1 protein-coding gene is annotated in these 963 nt (G+C 32.8%); it reads left to right on the top strand.

Going from position 1 to position 963, the window contains the following annotated elements; translation table 11 throughout:
* Window positions 1-963: IS630 family transposase (locus FFR48_RS28080; RefSeq protein WP_137669596.1), on the top strand; the 963-nt coding region annotated here is incomplete at both ends.

Raw genomic sequence — 963 nt, 5'->3', positions numbered from 1 at the left:
TTAAAACACCTAAAAGAGCAAGATAATCCTTATGTAAGAGAGAAAATACTAATATTATTGTTGATGAATGATGGGAAAACTTACCAGGAAATAAGTGATTTTTTAAACATAGCATATACAACAGTAGCATATTGGGCAGTGCATGGAGATCCGGATAATATAGACAGTTTTTTAGATGGAAGAAGAGAAGGTAACTTCCGTAAAGTAACCAAAGAATATGAGAATTTGTTGTTAGAAGTAATTGAGAAGAACCCTGATGAATGTGGATATGAATTTGGCAGATGGACATCAGCAAGATTAGCGACATATCTAGAAATAGAGACAGGAATAAAGTTAAGTAGTTCGCAAGTAAGGAGAATTTTAGAGAGAAAAAAGTACGTTTACCTTTGGGCAAAGTATAGCCTAGAGGATAAACAAAGTCCAGAGAAGCGTAAGTTATTTAAAGAAAAATTAGCTGAATATTTAAAAATAACAAAATCATCACCAGAGCGTTTACAGGTATGGTTTTGGGACGAGAGTGGATTTAGTTTAAGAGTGATAAGAAGAAAAACATGGGGAAAGAAAGGCAAGAGAAAAGAGGTGACAGGACAAAGAAGAAGGGGAAGAGTGAATATTATGGGAGGGTTGCGTTATCATGACAAAAAAAGAATAAATTTTGTGATTAAACAGGGAAATGCAGATGTGTTTTATGAACAGTTAAAATCTCTCAACTATTTTTTAAAACAGGAATGGATAGAAGCAGGAAATAAGCCTGAAGACTTTAATGATAATTCAGCTAAGATAGTGATTATTCTTGATAATGCTAGTTACCATAAAAGAAAAGATATTTTGGCTCGTATTGAAGCAGAAATGCCAAATATTATTCTGGAATTTTTACCACCTTATAGTCCAGATTATAATTTAATTGAACTGGTATGGCATTCAGCGAAAGAATATATAGCCCACAGATTATTTGAATCAGTA

The organism is Sphaerospermopsis reniformis (genome assembly GCF_005402885.1).
In the GTDB taxonomy this organism is placed as follows: Bacteria; Cyanobacteriota; Cyanobacteriia; order Cyanobacteriales; family Nostocaceae; genus Sphaerospermopsis; species Sphaerospermopsis kisseleviana.
Note: the sequence above shows the minus strand (reverse complement) of the source record. Positions and strands in the feature narration are given on the sequence as shown.